Below are 26,121 nucleotides of genomic sequence, written 5' to 3' on the forward strand. Positions count from 1 at the left end.
GGATGACGCGAATAACCAAGACGGCAAACGTCCAACTAAGATTACAATCAATCTTTTAGCAGACGGTCAGAAAGTCGCATCGAAAGAAGTTCAAGCAGCCGCAGACGGAACTTGGACTGCTACATTCGAAAAATTAGCAAAATATAAAGATGGTAAAGAAATCAAATACACTGTAACAGAAGAAGCCGTAGCAGAATACGAATCAACTATTACAGACTTTACCATCACAAACAAATATGCACCAAAAGAAATCGACTACAAGGTAACAAAAGTATGGAACGACGCGAACAACCAAGACGGCAAACGTCCTGAGTCCGTAACGGTTCAACTTTTCAAATCTGTAGATGGATCTAAACCAGTAGCCGTTGAAGGTAAGAAATTGACCTTGACAGCTAAGGATAAGACAGACGCTAACACTTGGGTAGCATCCTTCACAAATCTTCCACAATACGAAGCTGGTAAAGAAATCACTTACTCTATCAAGGAAGTAGATGTATCAGCTGGATACAAAGCCTCTGTGACTGGTCAAGTGGTGACAAACACCCATGACATAGAAACAGTCGTTCTTTCAGGAACTAAGGTTTGGAAAGATAACAACAACCAAGACGGCAAACGTACTAAATCTGTGAAAGTTCAAATTCTTAATGGCGACAAAGTCGTTCAAGAAATTGAAGTATCAGAAGCAACTGGTTGGAAGTTCGAATCAAAACCACTTCCTAAGTATGAAAATGGTAAACTAATCGAGTACAAAGTCAAAGAAGTGGTTGTCAAAGGATATACTTCAACAATCACCACAGAAAAAGAAGGTAAGTACACCATTACCAATGAATATACACCAGAAAAAATTGCTGTAAGTGGACAAAAGACTTGGATTGACAATAACGACCAAGATCGTATCCGTCCAGCATCTATCACAGTGAAGCTACTTGCGAATGGTAAAGAAACTGGCCAAGAAGCTACAGCCACAGCGGAAACAGGCTGGAAGTATGAATTTACTAATCTGGACCGTTACCAAAATGGTAAGCCAATCGAGTACACAGTCAAAGAAGTTGGTGTTCCTACAGGTTACACAGCTACTGAAACTGGTATGAATGTGACCAACGCTCATACACCAGAGAAAACATCTGTAAAAGGTAAGAAGATCTGGAAAGGTGATGAAAACCATACAGATGCTCGTCCAGCATCTATTACAGTTAAACTATTTGCCAATGGTAAAGATACTGGTAAAACTGCAATAGCTTCAGAAGCAAGTGGTTGGACTTATGAGTTTACAGACCTTGATCGTTACAAAGACGGTCAAGAAATCAAGTACTCTGTAGTAGAAGTTCCGGTTAAAGGTTATACATCTAAAGTAGAAGACTTCAATATCACAAATACATACATTCCAGAAAAACCAACACCAGGTGAACCAAATGAACCAGGAAAACCAGGACAAAAACCTCAACTTCCTAACACTGGTGAAAAAGCATCTAACACAGCAGTAGTTGCAGGACTTGCTTTGATGTCAGTGACTAGTGGATTGTACTTTGTAAGCCGTAAAAATAAATAATCTAGCGTGAGAAAGATAGTTTCCATTTGTTTTTCTTAGGTTTAATCTGTGATAAAAAGGCCAGAGGATTCCTCTGGTCTTTTTTAGATATAAGAGTAAAAGAAAGACCCAGCATTTAATACTGGGTTGGTAATTATTTTACCATCATCAATTCGACAATCATTGCTATATAGATGATTAAGGTAAGGAGAAAACCGGCTCTCCAGAAGAATTTGATGAATTTAGGGTAATAAAAACTTCGTTTTTTGACAAGGAAAAAGATTACAAGGAGGATTGCTAGGAGAGAAAGTGCGACACCAAGTCGCGGTAGAAAGTTGTGGGTAAAGGCTTTAGCAGTAATCAGATAGTACTCAAATACCAAAAGTGGAAAAGCTAGATCCGCGAAATTAAATCCTATTTTCCTAAGTCCGAAAAGCTTGGTGACAATAAAGCAAACCACCAAGGTTAATATCAATAATAAAATAGATGCTATTTTCATTAAAATCATACCCATATTGTATCATAAAAAAACGCTAAAGGAAATGAGAAACAAGGGAATTTGTAGGAAAGTCAGGCTTTTGAGATTGTAGGTGTTTTTTGTTATAATGGAAGTTATGAAATCTTATAATACCTTGAATGATTATTATCGAAAACTTTTTGGAGAAAAGACTTTCAAAGTTCCTATTGATGCGGGATTTGACTGTCCCAATCGGGATGGAACTGTAGCTCATGGTGGTTGTACTTTTTGTACAGTTTCAGGTTCGGGAGATGCTATCGTGGCACCGGATGCTCCTATCCGCGAGCAATTTTATAAGGAAATTGACTTTATGCACCGCAAGTGGCCAGAAGTTAAAAAGTATCTGGTTTATTTTCAAAACTTTACCAACACCCATGAAAAGGTGGAAGTGATTCGGGAGCGATATGAGCAGGCTATCAACGAGCCAGGTGTAGTAGGGATCAATATCGGAACACGGCCAGACTGTTTACCCGATGAAACCATCGAATATTTGGCTGAGTTGTCGGAGCGTATGCACGTGACGGTTGAATTGGGCTTGCAGACTACTTTTGAAGCAACCTCTGACCTGATTAACCGTGCCCATTCTTATGAATTGTATGTGGAAACGGTCAAACGCTTGAGAAAATATCCCAGGATTGAGATTGTTTCCCATTTGATCAATGGTTTGCCCGGTGAGACTCATGAGATGATGATTGAAAATGTCCGTCGCTGTGTCACGGACAATGATATTCAAGGAATTAAACTGCACTTGCTTCACCTCATGACCAATACGCGCATGCAGCGGGATTACCACGAAGGACGCTTGCAACTGATGAGTCAGGATGAGTATGTCAAGGTCATTTGTGACCAACTAGAAATCATTCCCAAGCATATCGTCATCCACCGAATCACAGGAGATGCACCCAGAGATATGTTGATAGGTCCCATGTGGAGCCTTAATAAATGGGAAGTGCTAAATGCTATTGAAACTGAGATGCGACGTCGTGGAAGTGTGCAAGGATGCAAGGCTGTAAAACAGGAGTTTAAAAATGAAAAGACCACTTGAGATGGCGCATGATTTTTTAGCGGAAGTCGTGACAAAAGAGGATATCGTAGTGGATGCGACCATGGGCAATGGCCATGATACCCTTTTTTTAGCCAAGCTAGCCAAGCAAGTCTATGCCTTTGATATCCAGGAGCAGGCTTTGGAGAAGACGCAAGAGCGTTTGGATCAGGCTGGAATGACAAATGCCCAGTTAATCTTGCAAGGTCATGAGACACTAGACCAGTTTGTGAAAGAAGCCAAGGCAGGGATTTTTAATCTGGGTTATCTGCCTTCTGCTGATAAATCCGTCATCACTCAACCTCAGACTACTATTGAAGCATTAGAAAAGCTGTGTCACTTGCTTGTCAAGGGGGGACGGATTGCTATCATGATCTACTATGGTCATGAAGGAGGAGACACCGAGAGGGATGCTGTATTGGATTTTGTTAGCCAGTTGAACCAACAAGAGTATACAGCTGCCATTTATCGGACTCTCAACCAAGTTAATAATCCACCGTTTTTAGTTATGATTGAAAAATTAGAAAGGTATAGACATGGATAAACAATACCTTCGTGAGAAGCTTGAGACAATGCGCCAAAATTTTGTCGAGTCAACGCATCACGAGCGAGCAGTCGGGGTGCTCGACGAAGCACATATGAGCAAGAAAATGCTTAAAATTAAGAAAAAATTAGTAGCTCTTGAAATGGAACGGTGCCAGAAAAAAATTGAGCACAAAGACTGCTCTAAGATTGATCAGAAAATCCAAGAGCAAAAGGAGATTTTTGAATCTTGTTGTAAAAAAGATTAAGGAGGAATTGTGTGGAATTACTCATTTACTTGATTCTATTTTTATTTGTCTTAATCATTTCAACTACGACCAATAAACTTCTGCCTTTTTTGCCCCTTCCTCTTGTACAAATCCTTTTGGGGATTGGGATTGGTTTATTTGTTCCCGATGCGGACTTTCATCTCAATACAGAGCTGTTTCTGGCCATGGTTATTGGTCCCTTACTTTTCCGGGAGGCAGAAGAAGTGGATATTACGTCCATTTTGAAGCACTGGCGGATTGTTGTCTTTCTGATTTTTCCTGTGATTTTTATCTCGACCTTAAGCTTGGGGGGCATGGCTCACTTCCTTTGGATGACTCTTCCTTTGGCTGCCTGTTTAGCAGTTGGAGCGGCACTTGGGCCAACAGATTTGGTTGCCTTCGCATCTCTTTCTGAACGTTTTCGTTTTCCCAAACGGGTTTCTAATATTCTAAAAGGGGAAGGACTCTTAAATGACGCTTCTGGTTTGGTTGCCTTTCAGATGGCTCTGACTGCTTGGACAACAGGAACGTTTTCTCTCAGTCAAGCTGGAACTTCCCTAGCACTTTCTATCCTTGGTGGTTTTGTAGTCGGTTTTGTGACGGCTATGGTCAATCGTTTTTTGCATAGCTTTTTACTGAGTGTGCAAGCGATAGATATAGCCAGTGAACTATTGCTAGAGCTAAGTTTGCCGCTCATGACCTTTTTCATCGCAGAAGAGTTTCATGTTTCAGGGATTATCGCAGTAGTGGTTGCAGGTATTTTGAAGGCCAGTCGCTTTAAGAAAATTACGCTCCTTGAGGCTCAGGTAGACACCGTGACGGAGACCGTCTGGCACACCGTGACCTTTATGCTAAATGGATCAGTCTTTGTTCTCTTGGGAATGGAATTAGAGTTGATAGCAGAGCCGATCTTGTCTAATTCTCTCTACAATCCCCTTCTTTTACTGCTTTCAGTTGTCGTTCTGACCTTCTTGCTTTTTGCGATCCGCTTTGTCATGATTGCTGGTTTTTACTTTGTGAGGACGCGTCGACTTAAGAAAAAAATTCATAAGTACATGAAAGATATGCTTCTTTTGACCTTCTCTGGTGTCAAAGGGACAGTATCTATCGCGACCATTCTCCTCATACCAAGTCATTTGGAGCAGGAGTATCCTCTGTTACTCTTCCTTGTAGCAGGCGTTACACTGTTGAGCTTTTTAACAGGTTTACTAGTCCTCCCCCACTTGTCTGAGGAACAAGAGGAAAGCAAGGACCATTTGATGCATATTGCGATTCTGAATGATGTGGCTGCAGAATTAGAAAAAGAGCTGGACCATCACAAGAACAAACTTCCTCTTTATGCAGCTATTGATAATTATCATGGTCGGATTGAAAATCTCATCCTTAGTCAGGAAAATAAAAGAGTCCAAGAGGACTGGGAGTCTCTCAAGCTTCTTATCTTGAGTATTGAGAGTGACGGTTTGGAGCAAGCCTACGAAGAAAATAGAATCAGCGAGCGTGGTTATCGAGTTTACCAACGTTACCTAAAAAACATGGAGCAGAGTATCAATCGGAATTTCGCTTCTAGAGTGACTTATTACTTCCTAGTTTCCTTACGGATACTGCGCTTTCTACTCCATGAAATGTTTACCTTTGGCAAAACTTTCCGTAGTTGGATGAACGAAGAATCTCGTAAACTACAAGCAGTTGACTATGATCAGATTTCAGAGTTGTATTTGGGAAATACAGAGTTGATTATCGAGAGTTTGGAAAACCTCAAAGGGGTTTATAAGAGTTCTCTGATTAGTTTTATGCAAGAGTCTCGTCTACGCGAGACGGCTATTATCGGAAGCGGTGCCTTTGTTGAGCGGGTTATCAATCGCATCAAGCCAAACAATATCGATGAAATGCTACGAGGTTACTATCTCGAACGTAAGGCAATCTTTGAATACGAAGAAGCTAAACTGATAACAGCCAAGTATGCCAAAGAACTACGCCAAAATGTGAATAACTTAGAAAATTATTCTCTGAAAGAGGCCGCAAATACCTTACCTTATGATATGCTAGATTTAATCAGAAGAACTTAGATGATGAAGAAAATGACGGAGGATGGGATATGAAAAAGTGGTGGAAGGAGCTATTGGATAAGCCCTTATTGAAAGCTTTTTTGCATTATTATCAAGCATCGGATAGTGAGTTGACCAGTGTTGCGGTTGCCTACTATTGGTTGGTTTCAATCTTTCCTTTGCTAATGATAATGGTCAATATTTTGCCTTATTTTCAGATTCCAGTCTCAAATTTCTTACTTACAATTAAGGAATTTTTGCCTGATACAGTGTATGATGTGGTCGCTAAGATTGTCCGAGAAGTTCTGACTCAACCATCAACTGGCTTGCTGAGTTTTGCTGTTTTGTCAGCCCTATGGACCTTTTCAAAATCAATGGATTTCCTCCAAAAAGCTTTTAACAAAGCCTATGGAGTGACCAAAAGTCGAGGAATTATCTCCCATCAGTTGATGAGTTTGCTTGTTAGCCTCGGCTTGCAGATCCTTTTTGCTCTAGCCTTGTTTTTGAGTATGTTTGGTCGCATGTTGCTCAACCTTCTCAAAACTTACTGGCAATCAGACAGCCCGCTATTTTCCTACCTGCAAGATTTTACAGGCCCTCTAGTCTATGCTTTGATTTTTGCCATTCTGGTTATGATTTATTACTTCCTTCCAAAAGTAAAAACACCACGAATCCGCTATGTTTTACCAGGAAGTGTCTTTGTATTGCTAACTCTTATCGGTTTATTGAATATCTTTTCTGTTTATTTTAATAACTATGTCAATCACCTAGTCGATGTCCGTTTTTTCAGTTCCATCATCGTGGTAGTCATGATGTTCTGGTTTATTCTTATTGCAAAGATTTTGATTATCGGAGCGGTTATCAATGCCAGTGTTCAGAGCTTGAAAGATCCAAAGTTTAGTATGGAATGATTAGAAAAATCCCTATTAGGTTTCCTAATAGGGATTTTCTTAATAGATAAACATGGCATCACCGAAACTGAAGAAACGGTAGTGTTCTTGAATAGCGTGCTGGTATGCATCTAAGACTAATTCACGGCCGGCAAAGGCAGAAACTAACATGACGAGAGTTGATTTTGGCAGATGGAAGTTGGTTGAAAAGGCATCTACAACCTTCCATTGGTATCCAGGTTTGATAAAGATATTGGTCCAGCCAGAATCAGCCTGGATTTGCCCGTCAAACTTGGAACCAATAGTCTCTAACGTGCGGATAGAGGTGGTTCCGACAGCGATGACGCGTCCACCATTTTCCTTAACAGAGCGAAGGGTGGCAGCTGCTTCCTCAGAAAGTTGGTAGAATTCGGAGTGCATTTCGTGTTCGTCCAGATTGTCCACAGAAACAGGTCTAAAAGTTCCTAAACCAACGTGGAGAGTCAAATAAACCAAATGGACACCCTTGGCTTGGATTTCTGCTAGCAGTTCTTTGGTAAAGTGGAGGCCAGCAGTTGGTGCAGCAGCAGAGCCACTTTCTTTAGCGTAGACGGTTTGATAACGTTCACGGTCATCCAGTTTTTCATGGATGTAGGGTGGTAGTGGCATTTCACCTAGACTTTCCAAGACTTCTAGAAAAATTCCTTGGTATTCGAAGCGGACAATGCGGCCTCCGTGGGTCAATTCTTCCGTAACGACAGCGCTGAGGCGACCATCGCCAAAGTTGACACGAGTACCAACCTTGAGGCGTTTGGCAGGTTTAGCCAGAACTTCCCACTCATCACCACTAGTATTTTTGAGTAGGAGAAGTTCCACATGGCCTCCTGTCTCTTCCTTTTGGCCATAGAGGCGGGCAGGAAGAACGCGGGTGTCATTCATAACAAGAGCATCTCCAGGTTCCAGCATATCGATAATAGAGTGGAAGTGCTTATCCTGAAATTCTCCCGTTTCCCGGTTTACGATGAGAAGCTTGGAGGCATCTCGTTTTTCAAGGGGCGTTTGGGCAATCAATTCCTCAGGCAAGTGGAAATCAAAATCAGCTGTATTCATTTTTTTCATCATTCTTTCTAAGTTCTAATCTTATCCATTATAACACGTTTCAAGTTTGGGCGCTCTTTTTTTAGAAATTAAATCGTTTTCACTTGACAAAAATTGGTCTATACCATATAATAAATATAGATTAAAACGGAGGATGAAAAGATGAAAGTTATAAAAGTTGAAAATCAAGTCGAAGGTGGAAAAGTTGCTTTTGAGATTTTGAAGGAAAAATTGGCCAATGGTGCTCAAACATTAGGACTTGCAACAGGGAGCAGTCCACTTGAGTTTTACAAGGAAATCGTTGAGAGTGACCTTGATTTTTCAAATCTAACCAGTGTAAACCTTGATGAGTATGTAGGACTTGACGGAGACAATCCTCAGTCTTACCGCCACTTTATGCAAGAACACTTATTCAACCAAAAACCATTTAAAGAAAGTTTCTTGCCTCGTGGGATTAAGGACAATGCTGAAGCTGAAGTAGAACGCTACAACCAAATTTTGGCTGATCATCCTGTTGATTTACAAATCTTGGGAATTGGTCGCAATGGACATATCGGCTTTAATGAGCCAGGAACTGCCTTTGATAGCCAGACACACCTTGTAGACTTAGACCAGTCTACAATCGAAGCCAATGCTCGCTTCTTTGACAAGATTGAAGACGTTCCAACTCAAGCCATCTCAATGGGGATTAAAAACATCTTGGATGCCAAGTCAATTATTCTCTTTGCTTACGGTGAGTCGAAAGCAGAAGCCATTGCTGGCACAGTATCAGGCCCAGTGACTGAGAACCTCCCAGCAAGTAGCCTACAAAACCACCCTGATGTGACTATTATTGCGGATGCTGAAGCGCTCAGCTTACTTGAAAAATAAAAATTACAAGAACCGCTTGCTCTTTGGAGTGAGTGGCTTTTTACTTCAAATGTCCACTATCCTGCTAAAGTGGTATAATATAGCTATACGGGGGGGCTCGAACTTTGATTTATATAATCGGTTTTATTTGTTTTTTACTTTTAATGTTTCTGTTTAGTCGCTTAATTCAGCAATCAAAGAATCCTTCGGGCTTTCTAGGAAAACGAATGATGAAATTGTGGAATCGAGCCTATCTCCCCATGTTTGTATGGGCAATTCGTCATCTGGATAGGACATTTTATCCTGTAATCTTAGATGTAGGAGTTGGGAATGGTCGTTCAACCATCCTGCTGAAAGAAACTTTTCCGCAAAGTACCATAACTGGAATCGATATTTCAGATACTGCAATAGCTCAAGCCAAACAGGTAGAGATGACTAATCTAAATTTTGAACGAAGAGACGTTAGGGAGACAGGCTTTTCTGATGAAAGTGTTGATTTAATCACAGCCTTTCAAACTCATTTTCATTGGCGGGACCTAGAGGCTTCTTTTATGGAACTTCGAAGAATACTCAAATCAGACGGGATGCTCTTACTGGCTTGTGAATATAACAAGTTGTCTTACTTTTTACCAGAGGTTCAAAGCGAAGAAGCATTTAGACGATTCTTGTTATCAGTAGGGTTTGAGCTCGTAACTAGTCAAAGAAAGGGATCATGGATCCTTTATAAAATTGTTAAACATTAATGGAGGTACATCATGAAACAATTATTTTTATGTTCACACTTTGCTGGAGTCAAAAAGCTTTTTAGCGATTATGCAAAGGAAAAGAATCTAGAAAATAAGGTTTTATTTATTCCTACCGCTGGGAACAAAGAGGACTATACTGCCTATATCGATGAGGCTCAGCAAACATTCAGGGATTTAGGATTTGAGATAGAGGTTTTAGATATTGCTTCTTGTGATCGAGAAACTGCACAGGCAAAGATTTTCCAAAGTAAGATTCTTTATATCTCAGGCGGGAATACCTTTTATTTATTGCAAGAATTAAAGAAAAAGCAACTCCTATCTCTCATCAAAGAGCAAATAAGAGATGGGTTGGTCTATGTGGGAGAATCAGCAGGGGCTATCATTACAGCCAAGGATATTGACTACAATAAACTTATGGACGACAAGACGGTAGCGACAGAGTTATCTGATACAGCGGGATTGGATGAAGTGGATTTTTACATCCTTCCACATTATGGTGAGGAACCTTTTACTGATAGTAGCAAAAAGACTTTTGAAATGTATAAAAAGCAGCTTGAATTGCTACCGCTTCATAACCACCAAGCAATTATCGTTAACGATGAGCAAATAGATATCTTAACAATAGAATAAAAGCGTGGTTGGAAAAACATTAATATTTTACCACTAAAACGATTAGGGGTTGATAACTCACTTAGCGGGAATCTGCCATGAATAGATTAATTTTATGAATTCAAGAAGGGAAAAGTTATGAAAATAAAAACGTTAGATAAAATAGGTGGGATTGTTTTCTTGTTTCTAACGATTGCTACCATTGTCGTTTTTTTATCAGATACGAGCTTCTTTGAGTGGGCGTTTACTAGACACCAGAATACTCTGAGTTGGTATATTCGCCCTCTCTTTATTATTCCAATTGTAATGGGAGCTTATAAAAAATCCTATAGCCTGATTTTCTTTTCTATATTTTGCCTATTTACTAGTATGTTTTGGTTCCCGAAGCCGGAAATAGTTGATGTAAAAGTAATTGAGTTTTTGAATTTTGAGAAGACTTATTTTACGAGCGGATGGAGTATTGAAAAAGTTATTATTCTGGCGACGATTCTAGCATTTTTTACGGCGATTATATCCTTAACGTGGAGTAGACGTTGGTATGGATTATTAGCAACGGTAGTGATCGGAGCGTTTCTGAAGGTTGCCCATAGTCTTTTATTTAGCGGAGGAAGTGGCATATCGATTGTGAAACCAGCTGTTTTGGGATTGATTCTCTGCATCTTAGTGATTTATTTCATCTTCAAAAGAAGAAAGTAAAAATAATAAAAGTTTATGGTTGCTTTTCTCTTGACAATTATTCACTTTGTGTGTAAAATGGAATAGATCTTGAACTTGAAGGGAGTGAAAAAAATGTCTAAAACAGTAGTACGTAAGAATGAATCTCTTGACGATGCACTTCGTCGTTTCAAACGTGCGGTTACTAAAGCTGGTACTCTTCAAGAAACACGCAAACGTGAATTCTATGAAAAACCTTCTGTAAAACGTAAACGTAAATCAGAAGCAGCTCGTAAACGTAAAAAATTCTAATTTGAAATGAAAGGCTAGACTTGTCTAGCCTTTTTTCTTTCCAAATAAATACTGTAAATCCTGCAAAAAAAGGAAACTTCCTACCACAATTTGATATAATAGTAGGGAGAACTCGATTGAAGGAGGAAATTATGTCGGTTTTAGTAAAAGAAGTCATTGAAAAGCTCAGATTAGACATTGTTTATGGTGAAGGCGATTTACTTGAAAAAGAAATCAATACTGCAGATATTTCTCGACCAGGTCTGGAAATGACGGGTTATTTTGATTACTATACTCCGGAGCGGCTTCAACTGTTGGGAATGAAGGAATGGTCTTATTTAGTCTCCATGTCTTCTCATAACCGTTATCAAGTTTTGAAGAAAATGTTTCTACCTGAAACACCCGCTGTCATCGTTGCTCGTGGCTTGGTAGTGCCAGAAGAAATGTTGAAAGCTGCTAGGGAATGTAAGATTGCGATTTTAACCAGTCGAACATCAACCAGTCGTTTATCTGGAGAGTTATCTAGCTACCTTGATTCCCGTTTGGCTGAACGTACGAGTGTGCATGGTGTCTTGATGGACATCTATGGCATGGGTGTCTTGATCCAAGGGGATAGTGGTATCGGTAAGAGCGAGACAGGTCTTGAGCTTGTGAAACGTGGGCACCGTTTGGTAGCAGACGATCGTGTAGATATCTTTGCCAAGGATGAAATGACCCTTTGGGGAGAGCCCGCTGAAATTTTGAAGCATTTGCTTGAGATTCGTGGAGTGGGTATTATTGACGTGATGAGTCTCTACGGAGCAAGTGCTGTAAAAGATTCTTCACAAGTTCAGTTGGCTGTTTACTTGGAAAATTATGATACCCATAAGACCTTTGATCGTCTAGGAAACAATGCTGAAGAAATCGAGATTTCTGGTGTAACGATTCCGCGTATCCGCATTCCAGTAAAAACAGGACGCAATATCTCTGTTGTTATTGAGGCGGCAGCCATGAACTATCGCGCTAAGGAAATGGGATTTGATGCGACGCGTTTATTTGAAGAACGCTTGACTAATCTCATCTCCAAAAATGAGGTGAAAAATGATTAATCCAGTCGCATTTGAAATCGGTCCTTTTTCTATTCGTTGGTATGCTTTGTGTATTGTGGCTGGTTTGGTTTTGGCAGTCTACCTTGCCATGAAGGAAGCTCCTAAAAAGAAAATTCTATCAGATGATATCTTGGATTTTATCCTGATTGCTTTTCCGATAGCTATTTTAGGTGCTAGACTATACTACGTACTCTTTCGCTTAGATTATTATCTGCAAAATCCAGGTGAAATCATTGCCATCTGGAATGGAGGCTTGGCCATTTATGGAGGTTTGATAGCAGGGGCTATTGTCCTTTATATCTTTGCAGATAGAAAGCTGATTAATACTTGGGATTTCTTAGATATTGCAGCACCAAGCGTCATGGTTGCCCAAAGTTTAGGACGCTGGGGGAACTTCTTTAACCAAGAAGCCTACGGTGCAGCAGTAGATAGTTTGGATTATTTGCCAGGCTTTATCCGTGACCAGATGTACATTGAGGGTAGCTACCGTCAGCCGACCTTCCTATATGAGTCGGTTTGGAATCTGATCGGTTTTGCTTTGATTCTGATTTTTAGACGAAAATTAAAGGGAATCAGACGTGGTCAGATCACTGCTTTCTACTTGATTTGGTATGGCTTTGGTCGTATGATTATCGAAGGAATGCGGACGGATAGTCTCATGTTCTTTGGACTGCGAGTTTCCCAATGGTTATCAGTTATCCTTATCGGACTCGGTATTTTTATCATACTTTATCAAAATCGAAAGAAAGCCCCTTTCTATCATACAGAGGAGGAAAAATAAATGTTAGAAGTTGCATATATACTTGTTGCGATTGCTTTGATTGTCTGTTTAGTCTATTTGACAATCACGATTCAAAAAGCCGGTCGTATGATTGATGAAACAGAGAAAACCATCAAAACGTTGAGCTCAGATGTGAACGTTACCTTGCATCAGACCAATGAATTACTGGTTAAGGTCAATGTGTTAGCAGACGATATCAATATCAAAGTTGCGACGATTGATCCACTCTTTACGGCTGTGGCTGACTTATCTGAGTCAGTATCTGATCTCAACCAACATGCACGTGTTTTAGGTAAAAAGGCTTCATCTGCTGGTTCAAAGACCATTAAAACAGGTGCAAGTTTGTCCGCTCTTCGTTTCGCAAGTAAATTTTTCAAAAAATAGAAAAGGAGAAATCTTATGGGAAAACTATCCTCTATCCTTTTAGGAACAGTTTCAGGTGCAGCTCTTGCTTTGTTTTTGACGAGTGACAAGGGCAAGCAAGTTTGTAGTCAAGCTCAGGATTTTCTAGATGATTTGAGAGAAGATCCAGAATATGCTAGAGAGCAGGTTTGTGAGAAACTAACTGAAGTGAAGGAACAGGCAACTGACTTTGTGCTGAAAACAAAGGAACAAGTAGAATCTGGTGAAATCACTTTTGACAGTTTCCTTGATCAAGCCAAAACCTGTGCTCGACAAGCGACGGAAGCGTCAAAAGAAACCTTTAACAATCTCAAGGAGCAGTGGCAAGAACAGTCAGCAACTCCAGACGTTGCAGAAGACCAAGAAGAAATCATCATCGATATTACTGAAGTATAATGCATCACCATCTCTGGTTTTTGGAGATGGTGATTTTTATCTGCAAGCCTGTCTTTATGGTATAATAAGTACTATGCAGAAAAAACCAACGTCCGCCTACGTGCATATTCCCTTTTGCACACAGATTTGTTATTATTGTGACTTTTCAAAAGTATTTATCAAGAATCAACCAGTAGATAGTTACCTGGAGCATCTGCTAGAGGAGTTTCGCTCTTATGATATCCAAAAGTTGCGAACTCTCTACATTGGAGGTGGGACGCCAACGGCTTTGTCAGCTCCGCAATTAGAAGTGCTCTTGGATGGCTTGACTAAAAATCTAGACTTGTCTGTCTTGGAAGAGTTGACCATTGAAGCAAACCCAGGAGACTTGGATGTGGATAAGATTGCGGTTTTGAAGCAGTCACCAGTCAATCGTGTTTCCTTGGGTGTGCAGACTTTTGATGACAAAATGCTGAAAAAAATTGGGCGCAGTCACTTGGAGAAGGATATTTATGAAAATATCGACCACCTCAAACTGGCTGGTTTTGACAATATTTCTATCGACCTAATCTACGCTCTTCCAGGTCAAACTATGGTTCAGGTCAAGGACAATGTGGCTAAGGCCATTTCGCTTGATATTCCTCATATGAGTCTTTATAGCTTGATTTTGGAAAACCATACGGTCTTTATGAACCGCATGAGACGAGGGAAATTGCCCCTGCCCAAGGAGGAACTAGAAGCGGAGATGTTTGAGTACATCATCGCAGAACTGGAGCGAGCTGGTTTTGAGCATTATGAGATTTCCAATTTCTCTAAACCCGGATTTGAAAGTCGCCACAATCTCATGTACTGGGATAATGCCGAGTATTATGGTATCGGTGCGGGTGCTTCAGGTTATGTGAACGGAGTGCGTTATAAAAACCACGGTCCTATCCGCCACTATCTCAATGCGGTAGAGGCAGGAAATGCTCGGATAGCAGAAGAACACCTGAGTCAAAGGGAACAGATGGAAGAAGAAATGTTCCTAGGCCTCCGGAAAAAATCTGGGGTTTCCATGGCGCGATTTGAGGAAAAATTCGGACGGTCCTTTGATGGATTATATGGAGAAATTGTCAGAGACTTGGTTCAACAAGGTCTCATGCAGATTGACGATGACCGTGTCCGAATGACAAAGAGAGGTCTCTTTTTAGGAGACACTGTAGCAGAACGATTTATTTTGGAGTAGAACAATGGGCTTAACTTATCAAATGAAAATGAAAATTCCTTTTGATATGGCGGACATGAACGGTCATATCAAACTTCCAGATGTGATTTTGCTGTCCTTGCAAGTATCAGGTATGCAGTCGATTGAGCTGGGAGTTAGCGACAAGGATATGTTAGAACGTTACAATCTGGTCTGGATTATTACAGACTATGCGATTGACGTGGTTCGCTTGCCTCGCTTTGCTGAGGAGATTACGATTGAAACAGAAGCATTGACTTACAATCGTCTTTTTTGTTACCGCCGTTTCACTATCTATGATGAAGCAGGTCAAGAAATCATTCGCATGGTAGCAACCTTTGTTCTCATGGACCGCGATAGTCGTAAAGTCCATGCTGTCGAACCGGAGATTGTTGCGCCTTATCAGTCTGAGTTTGATAAAAAACTCATCCGTGGGCCAAAGTATGCAAATCTAGAAAAACCGATCAGTAAAGACTACCATGTTCGTTTTTACGACTTGGATATGAATGGTCATGTCAATAATAGCAAATATCTGGATTGGATTTTTGAGGTCATGGGAGCCGATTTTCTAACCAACTATATTCCAAAGAAAATCAATCTCAAATATGTCAAAGAAGTGCGACCGGGTGGCATGATTGCTTCAGCGTATGAACTCAAGGGATTAGAAAGCAAGCATGAGATTATCAGTGATGGGGAGATCAATGCCCAAGCTATGATTACTTGGCAAGAAATTGAAGGCAATTAGAAAGGACGATATGACTTATAAAGGTTATTTAATTGATTTAGACGGAACCATTTACAAGGGGAAAGACCGAATCCCGGCAGGAGAGGCTTTTGTTCATGAGTTGCAAAAGCGAGAAATTCCTTATCTCTTTGTAACCAACAATACAACCCGCACTCCTGAGAGCGTTCAAGAGATGTTGGCTCAGAATTTTAATATCAACACGCCTCTATCGACGGTTTACACAGCGACTTTGGCAACCATCGACTATATGAATGACTTGGGACTAGAAAAGACAGTCTATGTCATCGGCGAAGCTGGGCTCAAGGATGCCATTCAGGCGGCTGGTTATGTCGAAGATAAGCAAAATCCTGCCTATGTGGTAGTTGGACTGGACTGGCAAGTCGACTATGAAAAATTTGCCACGGCGACTCTAGCCATCCAAAAGGGGGCTCACTTTATCGGAACCAATCCAGACCTCAATATCCCGACGGAACGTGGTCTTTTGCCTGGTGCTGGTTCACTTGTAACTCTGCTTGAAGTGGCAACACGAGTGAAACCAGTTTATATTGGAAAACCAAATGCTATCATTATGGATAAGGCAGTTGAGCACTTGGGTTTGAAACGAGAAGAATTGCTCATGGTGGGGGACAACTACCTGACAGACATCCGAGCAGGGATTGACAATGGTATTCCAACGCTCTTGGTGACGACAGGTTTTACCAAGGCAGAAGAAGTGGCTGACTTGCCAATCGTACCAACTCATGTGGTTTCTAGCCTTGCGGAGTGGAATTTTGATGAAAATTAAACTGACTTTTTGGGGAAGTATGCTCTTTCTCCTCTCACTGTCTATTCTCTTAACCATTTATCTGGCATGGTTTTTCTATCCCATGGAGATTCAATGGCTAAACTTAGCGGGTCGAGTCTATCTAAAGCCCGAAACCATTCAGTACAACTTTCATATCTTGATGAATTACCTGACCAATCCCTTTAGTCAGGTCTTAGAGATGCCAGATTTTCGTTCATCAGCTGCAGGTTTACACCATTTTGCGGTGGTGAAGAATCTCTTCCACTTGGTTCAGCTAGTTGCCCTAGTGACATTACCAAGTTTCTATTTCTTTGTTAGAAAGATTGTGAAAAAAGGATTTCTACCCCTATATCGTAAAAGTATCTTGGCTCTAGTGCTACTGCCTCTAGTCATTGGGCTTGTAGGAGTGTTGATTGGTTTTGAGCAATTCTTTACTCTTTTCCATCAGATTCTCTTTGTGGGAGATGATACCTGGCTTTTTGATCCAGCAAAGGATCCCGTTATTTGGATTTTGCCAGAGACTTTCTTTCTCCATGCCTTTTTACTTTTCTTTGCTTTGTATGAAGGAATGTTTGGTTTCCTTTTTGTTAAAGCTTCAAGGAAATAGTGGAAAAAGTTCTGTATTTTTAATAAAAAACGAGAGAAGTTGCCCTGCTCCCTATTTATTGTTAGGTTATCCTAAAGATAAGCTTGTAAAACGGGTAATTTTTACAGAAAACAGTCTATTTTCTATGAAAAAATAGGCTTTTTTTCTAAAAATACCTAGTCAAGCGCTTTATTTTTTTGTATAATAGAAATAGCAAGTATAGATAAAAGAAGAGAAAAGCATGATTACACTATTTTTATCACCGAGTTGTACATCATGTCGTAAGGCAAAGGCTTGGTTAGAGACGCATAAAGTGCCCTTTCAAGAGCATAATATTATGACTAGTCCTTTAACAAGAAAAGAATTACAACATATTCTTTCCTTGACCGAAAATGGTACTGATGACATCATTTCAACTCGTTCAAAAATCTTTCAAAAATTGGATATTGATGTAGAGAGTATCTCGGTATCGGAGTTGCTTCAGTTGATTGAGCAATATCCTAGTCTTTTGCGTCGCCCAATTATTACAGATACCAAACGCATGCAGATCGGTTTTAATGAAGATGAGATTCGTGCTTTTCTCCCTCGTAGTTACCGTAAACAAGAACTAAAAGAAGCAACATTGAGAGCTGGTATTGGATAGATGAACAAACAGTATAGTTACCCACTAGATTTGTCGTGGAGCACTGAAGAACTTGCTTCAGTGCTTTCTTTTTTTAATGATGTTGAAGCTGCTTATGAAGATAAGGTAGAAGCAAAAAAACTGCTAGATTCCTACAAGGAATTTAAGTCTGTCGTTCCGAGCAAAAGTGAAGAAAAGCGCCTAGGTCGAGAATTTGAGACGGCTAGCGGTTATTCCTTCTATCATGCGGTTCAATTAGCAAAAGAAAAAAGAGAAGGGAAGATTTCTCTTGGAAACTAAATTTGAATTTGCCAAACAGATTGTGCAGGAAGCTGCTGACTATATTTTGGCTCACATGAAAGAAGATTTGCAGGTTGAGTGCAAGTCTTCACCTACTGACTTAGTGACACGTTTGGACAAGGAGGTCCAGGAACTCTTGGTTGATCGGATCAAGTCCTCCTATCCTGAGGACTTGATTTGCGCGGAAGAGGGCTGTTTGCGTGCTGCGGTCAATCAAGGTTCTGTTTGGGTGATTGATCCCATTGACGGTACCAATAACTTTGTCGCTCAGCAGGAAGATTTTGCCGTGATGTTGGCTTATTTTGAGAATGGTGTGGGAAAATTTGGCATTATCTATGATGTTATGAAAGGTGATTGTTACCATGGTGGTGGTGCCTTTCCTCCTTGTCGCAATAATGAGCCCTTACCGCCTTTTAAAAAGAAGCCCCTCAGAGAATTCCTGGTTGCTGGTAACTCAGGTATGTTTGAAAGCAATGAGTGGGGCCTGGCGGATTTGGGGCGAGCAGCTTTGGGAGTCCGTGTCTACGGCAGTGCGGCCATTAGTTTTGCCAAGGTTTTATCGGGTCGTCTTCTGACTTATATTACCTACCTGCAGCCATGGGATTACGCTGCGGCCAGTATCTTAGGGGAAAGTCTGGGTTATCGTCTTCTTACAGTATCAGGTGAGCCCGCTGATTTTAAAACGCGTCAGCCTGTCATGATGGTGCCAATCGAGATGCAAGAAGTGATTCAGTCTTATATCTACGAAAGGAAAGAGAACTAAATGCAATTTCCAGAAGGATTTGTTGAAAAATATGAAGCGATACTAGAAGATGAGGCAAGAGATTTTCTTGCCTCTTTTAAGCAGGAAGCGGTTTCGGCTTTTCGGGTTAATCCCTTAAAAGAAAGTCAGTTATCGTTTGCGGATGCTATTCCCAATACACCTTGGGGGTATTATGGTAAAGTTTCTGGAAAGTCACCAGAGCACGCGACCGGTCTTGTTTATTCGCAAGAGCCTGCAGCCCAAATGGTAGCCCAGGTGGCTCAACCAAATCCTGGCATGAAGGTCTTGGATTTGGCGGCAGCACCAGGTGGGAAATCCACTCAACTAGCAGCTTATCTGGCTAATCAAGGAGTCCTTGTCTCCAACGAAATTTCAAGCAAGCGTGCTAAGATTTTAGTGGAAAATATGGAGCGATTTGGAGCGACAAACGTTGTCGTGACTAATGAATCTGCTGACCGCTTGGCCAAGGTTTTTAAAGGTTACTTTGATGTGATTGTCCTTGATGCACCTTGCTCGGGTGAAGGGATGTTTCGTAAGCAGCCAGATGCCATGGATTATTGGAGCATCGACTATCCGAGCCAATGTGCTAGTCTCCAAAGGGAAATTTTAGAAGATGCAGTGACCATGCTTGCAGAAGGTGGTCGTTTGGTCTATTCGACCTGTACTTGGGCACCTGAGGAAAATGAAGAAATCGTCCACTGGTTACTTGATACTTATGAATTTGAATTGCTTCCAGTCGAGCATGTGAACGGTATGGTGGCAGGAATTGATCTTCCTGAAACTGCGCGGATGTATCCTAATCATTTCAAGGGAGAAGGCCAGTTTGTTGCCCACCTGCAGTTTAAGGGAGAAAATCCAGCACCTAAATTCAAGGCTAGCAAGAGCAATCTCAGTCGTGAACAACTGGCTTTGTGGCATGATTTTGCCCAAAAACACTTGCGGGTCAATCTAACTGGTATCTTGCAGACTTTTGGAGATCAACTTTATCTCTTGCCAGAGATGCTACCTGATCTAGGGAAACTCAAAATTGCCCGAAATGGACTTCATCTGGGGACGTTTAAGAAGAAACGTTTTGAACCAAGCTTTGCTCTCGGTTTGGCCTTGAAACCAAGCCAAGTAAAACAAAGTGTCGAAATCAATGATGAGGACTTTGTAAAATATGTGGCTGGTGAGACCGTTCAATTGTCTGAAGCTCGACCAAATGGCTGGTACCAAGTTGTGGTTCAAGGAAACGGACTAGGCTTTGCCAAGGTAACGGGAAATGTTTTGAAAAATTATTATCCAAAAGGACTCAGATTTAGGTGAAAAAGCTAGTCAAAGAGCCTATTCTATGTTATAGTGGAAGTATGAGTTTTTTCTGATAGTCTTTCATTATTACTTATATTATACGATGGAATTTCCCGCTCCTAAGAATGTCTAGATAAAATAAAGCGGGACAATCATTGATGATAATTGGATGATCAGGACAAACGGAAGAAATCAGAACATTTATCATTATGTTCAAGGAGAATAACAGTGAAAAAAAGAAAAAAGCTCGTCATGTCTCTTGCAGCACTTTTGATGGCAGGTTCTCTAGCAGGATGCGCTAGCTGGATTGATCGTGGAGAATCTATGACAGCTGTTGGTTCCACAGCTCTTCAACCTCTTGTCGAAGCAGCAGCAGATGAATTCGGTTCTAGAAACATCGGAAAAACAGTTAATGTTCAAGGTGGAGGATCGGGTACAGGACTTTCCCAAGTTCAGTCTGGAGCAGTTGACATCGGGAACTCTGACGTCTTTGCAGAGGAAAAAGAAGGAATCGATGCTTCAGCTCTAGTAGACCACAAGGTTGCAGTGGCTGGTCTTGCAGTGATTGTAAACAAGGAAGTGGATGTTGAAAATCTCACAACCGAGCAACTTCGCAAGATCTTTACAGGTGAAGTGACCAACTGGAAAGAAGTTGGGGGCAAAGACCTGGCCATTTCAATCATCAACCGAGCAGCAAGTTCTGGTTCACGAGCGACGTTTGATACGGTGGTTATGAATGGCCAATCGGCTATGCAGAGTCAAGAGCAGGATTCTAACGGGATGGTCAAGTCCATTGTATCCCAAACTCCTGGAGCCATTTCTTATCTAGCCTTTGCCTATGTAGATGATTCCGTGAAAAGCATGAAACTGAATGGGTATGAACCTACGTCTGAAAATGTAACGACCAACAACTGGCCTTTGTGGTCTTATGAACATATGTACACACTTGGTCAGCCAAATGAGTTAGCTGCTGAATTCCTGAACTTCGTCCTCTCAGATGAAGCCCAAAATGGGATTGTTAAGGGAATGGGCTATATCTCTATCAATGAAATGAAAGTCCAAAAGGATGCTTCAGGTACCGTTACAGCAGTAGAAGGAGGTCAATAATGAATCAAGAAGAATTATCTAAAAAATTACTCTCTCCTTCAAAGAACTCTCGCCTTGAGAAGTTTGGTAAAGGTTTGACCTTCACTTGCCTTTCTTTGATTGTCATCATTGTGGCGATGATTTTGATTTTTGTAGCCCAAAAAGGCTTATCGACCTTCTTTGTCAATGGAGTCAACATCTTTGATTTCCTCTTTGGACAAACTTGGAATCCTTCAGGGAAACAATTTGGTGCCCTTCCAATGATTTTGGGTTCCTTTATTGTGACGATTTTATCAGCCCTCATCGCAACACCCTTTGCTATTGGTGCTGCAGTCTTTATGACCGAAGTCTCACCAAAGGGTGCAAAAATCTTGCAACCAGCCATTGAACTCCTCGTTGGTATTCCTTCAGTCGTCTATGGATTTATCGGTTTACAAGTTGTGGTGCCTTTTGTTCGTAGCGTCTTTGGTGGAACTGGTTTTGGGATCTTGTCAGGGATTTTCGTTCTCTTTGTCATGATCCTACCAACTGTAACCTTTATGACAACAGACAGCTTGTGTGCTGTTCCTCGTCATTACCGTGAAGCTAGTTTAGCTATGGGAGCCACTCGTTGGCAAACCATCTGGCGTGTGACCTTGAAAGCAGCACGTTCAGGTATTTTCACTGCAGTGGTCTTTGGGATGGCGCGTGCCTTCGGTGAAGCCCTTGCTATTCAGATGGTTGTCGGAAACTCAGCAGTTATCCCAACCTCGTTAACAACACCAGCTGCGACCTTGACATCTGTATTGACTATGGGTATTGGAAATACCGTCATGGGAACGGTTGATAATAACGTTCTCTGGTCACTGGCGTTGGTATTGCTCTTGATGAGTTTGGCCTTTAACAGTGTGATTAAATTGATTACGAAAGAAAGAGGAAAGAAAAACTATGCACGCTAAGAAATTAGATAAACTTGCAACAGCTGTCCTCTATACCATCGCGGGTATCATCGTTGCCATCTTGGCATCCTTGATTCTCTATATCTTGGTGAGAGGGTTACCGCATATCTCTTGGTCCTTCTTGACAGGGAAATCTTCCTCTTATCAAGCAGGTGGGGGTATCGGAATTCAGCTCTACAATTCCTTCTTCCTTCTGGTCATTACCTTGATTATCTCTGTGCCTTTATCTATGGGGGCTGGCGTATTCCTCGCTGAGTATGCCAAAAAAGGACCTGTGACCAATTTTATTCGCACCTGTATTGAGATTTTGTCTTCTCTACCATCAGTCGTTGTGGGTCTCTTTGGTTACTTGATCTTTGTAGTCCAGTTTGAGTATGGATTTTCAATCATTTCAGGTGCCTTGGCCTTGACGGTCTTTAACCTCCCTCAGATGACTCGAAATGTTGAGGACAGTTTAAAACACGTTCACCATACACAACGTGAGGCTGGTCTGGCTCTTGGAATTTCTCGTTGGGAGACTGTAGTTCATGTTGTCATTCCAGAAGCCCTTCCAGGTATCGTAACGGGTGTTGTCTTGGCATCTGGCCGTATCTTTGGTGAGGCCGCCGCTCTTATCTATACGGCAGGACAATCCGCTCCAGCCCTAGACTGGTCTAACTGGAATATCCTCAGTGTTACCAGTCCTATCTCAATCTTCCGACAAGCAGAAACTTTGGCTGTCCACATTTGGAAGGTCAACAGTGAAGGAACCATTCCTGATGCTACCATTGTATCTGCTGGTTCTGCCGCCGTGCTCCTCATCTTTATCTTGATTTTTAACTTTGGAGCTCGCAAACTCGGAAGCTATTTACACAAGAAATTAACCGCTGCCTAAAGGAGAAGCCATGTCAAAATATAACTGGGATGAAAAGCATATCATCACCTTTCCTGAAGAAAAAGTGGCCCTCTCTACCAAGGATTTACATGTTTACTACGGTAAAAATGAATCTATAAAGGGCATCGATATGCAATTTGAAAAAAATAAAATTACAGCCTTGATTGGTCCTTCTGGATCTGGGAAATCTACTTATCTTCGCAGTCTCAATCGGATGAATGATACCATTGATATTGCCAAGGTCACAGGTCAAATCCTCTACCGAGGGATTGACGTCAACCGTCCAGAAATCAATGTCTATGAGATGCGCAAGCATATCGGAATGGTCTTCCAACGTCCAAATCCATTTGCCAAGTCTATTTACCGCAACATCACTTTTGCTCATGAACGTGCAGGTGTTAAGGACAAGAAAGTACTTGATGAAATTGTAGAAACCTCTCTAAGACAGGCTGCCCTTTGGGATCAGGTCAAAGACGACCTCCACAAATCAGCCTTGATGCTTTCTGGTGGACAACAACAACGTCTCTGTATCGCTCGCGCCATCTCTGTCAAGCCAGATATCCTCTTGATGGATGAACCGGCGTCAGCCTTGGATCCGATTGCGACAGCCCAACTGGAAGAAACCATGTTGGAATTGAAGAAGGACTTTACCATCATCATCGTTACCCACAGTATGCAACAGGCTGCGCGTGCAAGTGACTACACAGGATTTTTCTACTTAGGTGATTTGATTGAGTATGATAAGACATCCAATATTTTCCAAAATGCTAAGTTACAGTCAACCAATGACTATGTAACGGGACACTTTGGTTAGAAAGGAAGCAGTATGACAGAACCGATTTTGCAGGTTAAAGACCTGTCCGTTTATTACAATAAAAAGAAGGCTTTGAATAGTGTTTCCCTTTCTTTCCAACCTAAGGAAATAACCGCCTTGATTGGTCCTTCCGGATCAGGAAAGTCCACCCTGCTCAAAGCCATCAACCGCATGGGCGATCTAAATCCTGAGGTGACAACAACTGGAACAGTGATTTATAATGGCCACAATATCTACAGCCCCCGTACCGATACGGTTGAATTGCGTAAGGAAATCGGTATGGTTTTTCAACAGCCCAATCCCTTCCCTATGTCTATCTATGAAAATGTTGTCTACGGCTTACGTATCAATGGAGTCAGGGATAAACATGTTTTGGATGAAGCGGTGGAAAAAGCCTTGCAACGCGCTTCTATTTGGGATGAGGTCAAGGATCGCTTGCATGATTCAGCCATTGGTCTCTCAGGTGGACAACAACAACGTGTTTGTGTTGCCCGTGTCTTAGCAACCAGTCCCAAGATTATTCTCTTGGATGAACCGACTTCAGCTTTGGATCCTATCTCGGCTGGTAAGATTGAGGAAACCTTGTATGGTCTGAAAGATAAATACACCATGCTCTTGGTAACACGTTCGATGCAACAGGCCTCTCGTATCTCTGATAAAACAGGATTTTTCCTAGATGGGGATTTGATTGAGTTTAACGATACGAAGAAAATGTTCCTAGACCCACAAAACAAGGAAACAGAAGATTATATTACAGGAAAATTTGGATAAGGAGTTGAATGATGTTACGATCTCAATTTGAAGAAGATTTGGAGAAATTGCACAACCAGTTCTATGCCATGGGACAAGAAGTGCTCTCACAAATCAATCGTACAGTGCGTGCCTTTGTCACACATGACCGTGATTTGGCAAAAGAAGTTATTGAGGAAGATGCAGAAGTAAATGGATATGAAGTGAAACTCGAAAAGAAATCATTTGAAATGATTGCGCTTCAACAACCTGTTTCTCAAGACCTCCGTACTGTATTGACCGTTCTTAAGGCAGTATCAGACCTGGAACGCATGGGAGACCATGCAGTGTCAATCGCAAAAGCAACTATTCGTATGAAGGGGGAACAACGCATTCCTGCAGTTGAAGAAGAGATCAAAAAGATGGGACGCGATGTGAAAAACTTCGTCGAAGCGGCTCTAGATCTCTATCTGAACGGTTCGGTGGATCAAGCCTACGAAGTAGCAGCGATGGACGAAAAAATCAACCATTACTTTGATAGCATTCGTGATTTGGCTACAGAAGAAATTAAGAAACATCCTGAAGCCATCGTTACAGGCCGTGATTACTTCCAGGTCATTTCCTTCTTGGAACGTATCGGAGACTACGCTAAAAATATCTGTGAATGGGTTGTTTACTTTGAAACAGGGAAGATTGTCGAGCTATAAGAAACGGTTTAAATATACAGAATAAAAGGCTGATTGTGATAAATCAGTCTTCTTTTTATGAGAAGAATTATTTTACATTCAAAATCTCTAAAAGGGTTGACAACTATTTTTAAAAGAGTTATAATTATTCAGAAATAACAGAAAGGTCGTTTATTTATGAAATTTAAAAAATGGATGTTAGTTGTATGTAGCATGCTTGCCAGCATGGTTTTGGTAGCTTGCCAGTCAGGAACGGATAGCTCCCAGTCTGCTGTGGACGCTATCAAACAAAAAGGAAAGCTAGTCGTTGCGACCAGTCCAGACTATGCACCATTTGAATTTCAATCCTTGGTAGATGGTAAAAACCAAGTGGTTGGGGCAGATATTGATATGGCTCAAGCGATTGCGGATGAGCTTGGGGTTAAACTTGAAATCTCTAGCATGAGTTTTGACAATGTCTTGACTAGTCTTCAAACTGGAAAGGCTGACTTAGCCATTGCGGGAATTAGTGCCACAGATGAGAGAAAGGAAGTCTTTGACTTTTCAATCCCTTACTATGAAAACAAGATGAGTTTCTTGGTTAGAAAAGCCGATTTAGACAAGTACAAGGATCTCTCAAGCCTTGCAAGTGCGAATATCGCAGCTCAAAAGGGAACCGTTCCAGAAACTATGGTGAAGGAACAATTGCCAAATGCCCAACTGACTTCTTTGACTAATATGGGGGAAGCAGTTAATGAATTGCAGGCTGGAAAAGTGGATGCTGTTCATATGGATGAACCAGTTGCTCTTAGCTACGCAGGTAAAAACTCAGATCTTGCCGTTGCAACTGTTAATTTGACAATGAAAGATGGCGAAGCCAATGCTGTTGCTATTAAGAAGAATCAATCAGACTTGAAAGCAGTAGTCGATAAGGTTATCCAAAAACTAAAAGATGACGGAACCTATCAAAGCTATCTAGAAAAAGCAGCGAAACTAACAGAAGTTGAACAATAAGAAAAGA

32 protein-coding genes are annotated in these 26,121 nt (G+C 41.2%); 30 read left to right on the top strand and 2 right to left on the bottom strand.

Annotation, left to right across the window (positions count from 1 at the left end):
- Nucleotides 1–1,549, top strand: a 1,549-nt coding sequence (locus HMPREF1518_RS08675) for a Cna B-type domain-containing protein (RefSeq protein WP_033585579.1), incomplete at its 5' end; no start/stop codon positions are given.
- Nucleotides 1,550–1,682: 133 nt separating this feature from the next.
- On the opposite strand, the gene HMPREF1518_RS08680 is transcribed toward HMPREF1518_RS08675, so the two are convergent.
- Nucleotides 1,683–2,042 carry a DUF3397 domain-containing protein gene (locus HMPREF1518_RS08680; RefSeq protein WP_033585581.1) on the bottom strand — a complete coding sequence of 120 codons (360 nt, stop codon included), beginning with the start codon at nt 2,040–2,042 and terminating at the stop codon, nt 1,683–1,685.
- Between the two features lie 91 nt (nt 2,043–2,133).
- Here HMPREF1518_RS08680 and HMPREF1518_RS08685 point away from each other — a divergent pair, with 91 nt between their 5' ends.
- From HMPREF1518_RS08685 to HMPREF1518_RS08705, 5 genes are read left to right on the top strand one after another with little or no spacing between them, the layout of a single operon-like run.
- The gene (locus tag HMPREF1518_RS08685; RefSeq protein ID WP_033585583.1) at nt 2,134–3,090 is read left to right on the top strand and encodes a TIGR01212 family radical SAM protein; all 957 of its coding nucleotides are present in this window, start codon (nt 2,134–2,136) and stop codon (nt 3,088–3,090) included.
- Nucleotides 3,074–3,631 carry a tRNA (mnm(5)s(2)U34)-methyltransferase gene (locus HMPREF1518_RS08690; RefSeq protein WP_000828421.1) on the top strand — a complete coding sequence of 186 codons (558 nt, stop codon included), beginning with the start codon at nt 3,074–3,076 and terminating at the stop codon, nt 3,629–3,631. The genes HMPREF1518_RS08685 and HMPREF1518_RS08690 overlap by 17 nt, the downstream gene beginning before the upstream one ends.
- Nucleotides 3,624–3,878, top strand: coding sequence for a hypothetical protein (locus HMPREF1518_RS08695; protein ID WP_000361100.1), 255 nt, complete (start codon nt 3,624–3,626; stop codon nt 3,876–3,878). Before HMPREF1518_RS08690 ends, HMPREF1518_RS08695 begins: the two co-directional genes overlap by 8 nt.
- A gap of 11 nt (nt 3,879–3,889) precedes the next feature.
- Nucleotides 3,890–5,944, top strand: a complete 2,055-nt coding sequence (locus HMPREF1518_RS08700; RefSeq protein ID WP_033585584.1) for a cation:proton antiporter — start codon at nt 3,890–3,892, stop codon at nt 5,942–5,944.
- 29 nt (nt 5,945–5,973) lie between these two features.
- Nucleotides 5,974–6,834, top strand: coding sequence for a YihY/virulence factor BrkB family protein (locus HMPREF1518_RS08705; RefSeq protein WP_000759514.1), 861 nt, complete (start codon nt 5,974–5,976; stop codon nt 6,832–6,834).
- Nucleotides 6,835–6,873: 39 nt separating this feature from the next.
- On the opposite strand, the gene queA is transcribed toward HMPREF1518_RS08705, so the two are convergent.
- Nucleotides 6,874–7,902 (bottom strand): tRNA preQ1(34) S-adenosylmethionine ribosyltransferase-isomerase QueA, encoded by a 1,029-nt coding sequence (gene queA, locus HMPREF1518_RS08710; protein ID WP_001090131.1) that lies wholly within the window; start codon nt 7,900–7,902, stop codon nt 6,874–6,876.
- A 150-nt stretch (nt 7,903–8,052) separates the two neighbouring features.
- Here queA and HMPREF1518_RS08715 point away from each other — a divergent pair, with 150 nt between their 5' ends.
- The 24 genes from HMPREF1518_RS08715 (at nt 8,053) to HMPREF1518_RS08830 (ending at nt 26,114) form a co-directional block, all read left to right on the top strand.
- Nucleotides 8,053–8,760: a glucosamine-6-phosphate deaminase gene (locus HMPREF1518_RS08715; protein ID WP_000864599.1), complete on the top strand. Its 708-nt coding sequence runs from the start codon at nt 8,053–8,055 to the stop codon at nt 8,758–8,760.
- A 104-nt stretch (nt 8,761–8,864) separates the two neighbouring features.
- A complete protein-coding gene (locus HMPREF1518_RS08720; protein WP_033585585.1) occupies nt 8,865–9,482 on the top strand; it encodes a class I SAM-dependent methyltransferase in 618 nt (205 codons plus the stop codon).
- Nucleotides 9,483–9,494: 12 nt separating this feature from the next.
- Nucleotides 9,495–10,115, top strand: coding sequence for a Type 1 glutamine amidotransferase-like domain-containing protein (locus HMPREF1518_RS08725; protein WP_033585586.1), 621 nt, complete (start codon nt 9,495–9,497; stop codon nt 10,113–10,115).
- A 117-nt stretch (nt 10,116–10,232) separates the two neighbouring features.
- Nucleotides 10,233–10,790, top strand: coding sequence for a hypothetical protein (locus HMPREF1518_RS08730; RefSeq protein ID WP_000695593.1), 558 nt, complete (start codon nt 10,233–10,235; stop codon nt 10,788–10,790).
- Nucleotides 10,791–10,883: 93 nt separating this feature from the next.
- Nucleotides 10,884–11,060 (top strand): 30S ribosomal protein S21, encoded by a 177-nt coding sequence (rpsU, locus tag HMPREF1518_RS08735; protein ID WP_000048054.1) that lies wholly within the window; start codon nt 10,884–10,886, stop codon nt 11,058–11,060.
- 131 nt (nt 11,061–11,191) lie between these two features.
- A complete protein-coding gene (gene hprK, locus HMPREF1518_RS08740) occupies nt 11,192–12,127 on the top strand; it encodes an HPr(Ser) kinase/phosphatase (protein WP_033585588.1) in 936 nt (311 codons plus the stop codon).
- Nucleotides 12,120–12,908: a prolipoprotein diacylglyceryl transferase gene (gene lgt, locus HMPREF1518_RS08745; RefSeq protein ID WP_033585590.1), complete on the top strand. Its 789-nt coding sequence runs from the start codon at nt 12,120–12,122 to the stop codon at nt 12,906–12,908. Before hprK ends, lgt begins: the two co-directional genes overlap by 8 nt.
- Entirely contained in the window at nt 12,909–13,292 is a 384-nt protein-coding gene (locus tag HMPREF1518_RS08750; protein ID WP_033585592.1) for a DUF948 domain-containing protein, read from the top strand.
- Between the two features lie 15 nt (nt 13,293–13,307).
- Nucleotides 13,308–13,706, top strand: coding sequence for a YtxH domain-containing protein (locus HMPREF1518_RS08755; RefSeq protein WP_033585593.1), 399 nt, complete (start codon nt 13,308–13,310; stop codon nt 13,704–13,706).
- A 73-nt stretch (nt 13,707–13,779) separates the two neighbouring features.
- Nucleotides 13,780–14,910 (top strand): radical SAM family heme chaperone HemW, encoded by a 1,131-nt coding sequence (gene hemW / locus HMPREF1518_RS08760; protein WP_033585595.1) that lies wholly within the window; start codon nt 13,780–13,782, stop codon nt 14,908–14,910.
- Nucleotides 14,911–14,914: 4 nt separating this feature from the next.
- Entirely contained in the window at nt 14,915–15,652 is a 738-nt protein-coding gene (locus HMPREF1518_RS08765) for an acyl-[acyl-carrier-protein] thioesterase (RefSeq protein ID WP_033585597.1), read from the top strand.
- A gap of 10 nt (nt 15,653–15,662) precedes the next feature.
- Nucleotides 15,663–16,436, top strand: a complete 774-nt coding sequence (locus HMPREF1518_RS08770) for a TIGR01457 family HAD-type hydrolase (RefSeq protein ID WP_033585599.1) — start codon at nt 15,663–15,665, stop codon at nt 16,434–16,436.
- Entirely contained in the window at nt 16,426–17,043 is a 618-nt protein-coding gene (locus HMPREF1518_RS08775; protein WP_033585600.1) for a TIGR01906 family membrane protein, read from the top strand. Before HMPREF1518_RS08770 ends, HMPREF1518_RS08775 begins: the two co-directional genes overlap by 11 nt.
- A 220-nt stretch (nt 17,044–17,263) precedes the next feature.
- A complete protein-coding gene (locus HMPREF1518_RS08780) occupies nt 17,264–17,665 on the top strand; it encodes a Spx/MgsR family RNA polymerase-binding regulatory protein (protein ID WP_002875821.1) in 402 nt (133 codons plus the stop codon).
- Nucleotides 17,666–17,944 (top strand): UPF0223 family protein, encoded by a 279-nt coding sequence (locus tag HMPREF1518_RS08785; protein ID WP_001041959.1) that lies wholly within the window; start codon nt 17,666–17,668, stop codon nt 17,942–17,944.
- The gene (locus tag HMPREF1518_RS08790) at nt 17,934–18,707 is read left to right on the top strand and encodes an inositol monophosphatase family protein (protein WP_033585601.1); all 774 of its coding nucleotides are present in this window, start codon (nt 17,934–17,936) and stop codon (nt 18,705–18,707) included. Before HMPREF1518_RS08785 ends, HMPREF1518_RS08790 begins: the two co-directional genes overlap by 11 nt.
- Nucleotides 18,708–20,012, top strand: a complete 1,305-nt coding sequence (locus tag HMPREF1518_RS08795) for an RsmF rRNA methyltransferase first C-terminal domain-containing protein (RefSeq protein WP_033585603.1) — start codon at nt 18,708–18,710, stop codon at nt 20,010–20,012.
- A gap of 210 nt (nt 20,013–20,222) precedes the next feature.
- Nucleotides 20,223–21,101, top strand: a complete 879-nt coding sequence (locus tag HMPREF1518_RS08800; RefSeq protein WP_007520299.1) for a phosphate ABC transporter substrate-binding protein PstS — start codon at nt 20,223–20,225, stop codon at nt 21,099–21,101.
- Complete coding sequence (gene pstC / locus HMPREF1518_RS08805) at nt 21,101–22,018, top strand: phosphate ABC transporter permease subunit PstC (RefSeq protein ID WP_033585606.1); 918 nt, start codon at nt 21,101–21,103, stop codon at nt 22,016–22,018. The genes HMPREF1518_RS08800 and pstC overlap by 1 nt, the downstream gene beginning before the upstream one ends.
- A complete protein-coding gene (gene pstA / locus HMPREF1518_RS08810) occupies nt 22,008–22,892 on the top strand; it encodes a phosphate ABC transporter permease PstA (RefSeq protein WP_000543050.1) in 885 nt (294 codons plus the stop codon). The genes pstC and pstA overlap by 11 nt, the downstream gene beginning before the upstream one ends.
- Before the next feature lie 10 nt (nt 22,893–22,902).
- Nucleotides 22,903–23,706 carry a phosphate ABC transporter ATP-binding protein PstB gene (pstB, locus tag HMPREF1518_RS08815; RefSeq protein ID WP_000049851.1) on the top strand — a complete coding sequence of 268 codons (804 nt, stop codon included), beginning with the start codon at nt 22,903–22,905 and terminating at the stop codon, nt 23,704–23,706.
- A 12-nt stretch (nt 23,707–23,718) separates the two neighbouring features.
- Nucleotides 23,719–24,477 carry a phosphate ABC transporter ATP-binding protein PstB gene (gene pstB / locus HMPREF1518_RS08820; RefSeq protein ID WP_000138671.1) on the top strand — a complete coding sequence of 253 codons (759 nt, stop codon included), beginning with the start codon at nt 23,719–23,721 and terminating at the stop codon, nt 24,475–24,477.
- Nucleotides 24,478–24,488: 11 nt separating this feature from the next.
- Nucleotides 24,489–25,142, top strand: coding sequence for a phosphate signaling complex protein PhoU (phoU, locus tag HMPREF1518_RS08825; protein ID WP_000946475.1), 654 nt, complete (start codon nt 24,489–24,491; stop codon nt 25,140–25,142).
- Between the two features lie 156 nt (nt 25,143–25,298).
- Nucleotides 25,299–26,114, top strand: a complete 816-nt coding sequence (locus HMPREF1518_RS08830) for an ABC transporter substrate-binding protein (RefSeq protein ID WP_033585614.1) — start codon at nt 25,299–25,301, stop codon at nt 26,112–26,114.
- Nucleotides 26,115–26,121 lie beyond the last annotated feature (7 nt).

It is taken from the genome of Streptococcus sp. SR1 (assembly GCF_000526075.1).
GTDB lineage: Bacteria > Bacillota > Bacilli > Lactobacillales > Streptococcaceae > Streptococcus > Streptococcus halitosis.

Bases quoted from the DNA above. Each gene is read 5' to 3' on its own strand.
- hprK (WP_033585588.1), top strand. From the start codon at position 11,192: ATGTCGGTTTTAGTAAAAGAAGTCATTGAAAAGCTCAGATTAGACATT.
- HMPREF1518_RS08730 (WP_000695593.1), top strand. From the start codon at position 10,233: ATGAAAATAAAAACGTTAGATAAAATAGGTGGGATTGTTTTCTTGTTT.
- pstB (WP_000049851.1), top strand. From the start codon at position 22,903: ATGTCAAAATATAACTGGGATGAAAAGCATATCATCACCTTTCCTGAA.
- HMPREF1518_RS08690 (WP_000828421.1), top strand. From the start codon at position 3,074: ATGAAAAGACCACTTGAGATGGCGCATGATTTTTTAGCGGAAGTCGTG.
- HMPREF1518_RS08750 (WP_033585592.1), top strand. From the start codon at position 12,909: ATGTTAGAAGTTGCATATATACTTGTTGCGATTGCTTTGATTGTCTGT.
- HMPREF1518_RS08765 (WP_033585597.1), top strand. From the start codon at position 14,915: ATGGGCTTAACTTATCAAATGAAAATGAAAATTCCTTTTGATATGGCG.
- HMPREF1518_RS08780 (WP_002875821.1), top strand. From the start codon at position 17,264: ATGATTACACTATTTTTATCACCGAGTTGTACATCATGTCGTAAGGCA.
- HMPREF1518_RS08695 (WP_000361100.1), top strand. From the start codon at position 3,624: ATGGATAAACAATACCTTCGTGAGAAGCTTGAGACAATGCGCCAAAAT.
- HMPREF1518_RS08705 (WP_000759514.1), top strand. From the start codon at position 5,974: ATGAAAAAGTGGTGGAAGGAGCTATTGGATAAGCCCTTATTGAAAGCT.
- queA (WP_001090131.1), bottom strand. From the start codon at position 7,902: ATGAATACAGCTGATTTTGATTTCCACTTGCCTGAGGAATTGATTGCC.
- phoU (WP_000946475.1), top strand. From the start codon at position 24,489: ATGTTACGATCTCAATTTGAAGAAGATTTGGAGAAATTGCACAACCAG.
- HMPREF1518_RS08830 (WP_033585614.1), top strand. From the start codon at position 25,299: ATGAAATTTAAAAAATGGATGTTAGTTGTATGTAGCATGCTTGCCAGC.
- HMPREF1518_RS08725 (WP_033585586.1), top strand. From the start codon at position 9,495: ATGAAACAATTATTTTTATGTTCACACTTTGCTGGAGTCAAAAAGCTT.
- HMPREF1518_RS08715 (WP_000864599.1), top strand. From the start codon at position 8,053: ATGAAAGTTATAAAAGTTGAAAATCAAGTCGAAGGTGGAAAAGTTGCT.
- hemW (WP_033585595.1), top strand. From the start codon at position 13,780: ATGCAGAAAAAACCAACGTCCGCCTACGTGCATATTCCCTTTTGCACA.
- pstA (WP_000543050.1), top strand. From the start codon at position 22,008: ATGCACGCTAAGAAATTAGATAAACTTGCAACAGCTGTCCTCTATACC.
- HMPREF1518_RS08685 (WP_033585583.1), top strand. From the start codon at position 2,134: ATGGAAGTTATGAAATCTTATAATACCTTGAATGATTATTATCGAAAA.
- pstC (WP_033585606.1), top strand. From the start codon at position 21,101: ATGAATCAAGAAGAATTATCTAAAAAATTACTCTCTCCTTCAAAGAAC.
- HMPREF1518_RS08770 (WP_033585599.1), top strand. From the start codon at position 15,663: ATGACTTATAAAGGTTATTTAATTGATTTAGACGGAACCATTTACAAG.
- lgt (WP_033585590.1), top strand. From the start codon at position 12,120: ATGATTAATCCAGTCGCATTTGAAATCGGTCCTTTTTCTATTCGTTGG.
- HMPREF1518_RS08785 (WP_001041959.1), top strand. From the start codon at position 17,666: ATGAACAAACAGTATAGTTACCCACTAGATTTGTCGTGGAGCACTGAA.
- HMPREF1518_RS08795 (WP_033585603.1), top strand. From the start codon at position 18,708: ATGCAATTTCCAGAAGGATTTGTTGAAAAATATGAAGCGATACTAGAA.
- HMPREF1518_RS08755 (WP_033585593.1), top strand. From the start codon at position 13,308: ATGGGAAAACTATCCTCTATCCTTTTAGGAACAGTTTCAGGTGCAGCT.
- HMPREF1518_RS08680 (WP_033585581.1), bottom strand. From the start codon at position 2,042: ATGGGTATGATTTTAATGAAAATAGCATCTATTTTATTATTGATATTA.
- rpsU (WP_000048054.1), top strand. From the start codon at position 10,884: ATGTCTAAAACAGTAGTACGTAAGAATGAATCTCTTGACGATGCACTT.
- HMPREF1518_RS08775 (WP_033585600.1), top strand. From the start codon at position 16,426: ATGAAAATTAAACTGACTTTTTGGGGAAGTATGCTCTTTCTCCTCTCA.
- pstB (WP_000138671.1), top strand. From the start codon at position 23,719: ATGACAGAACCGATTTTGCAGGTTAAAGACCTGTCCGTTTATTACAAT.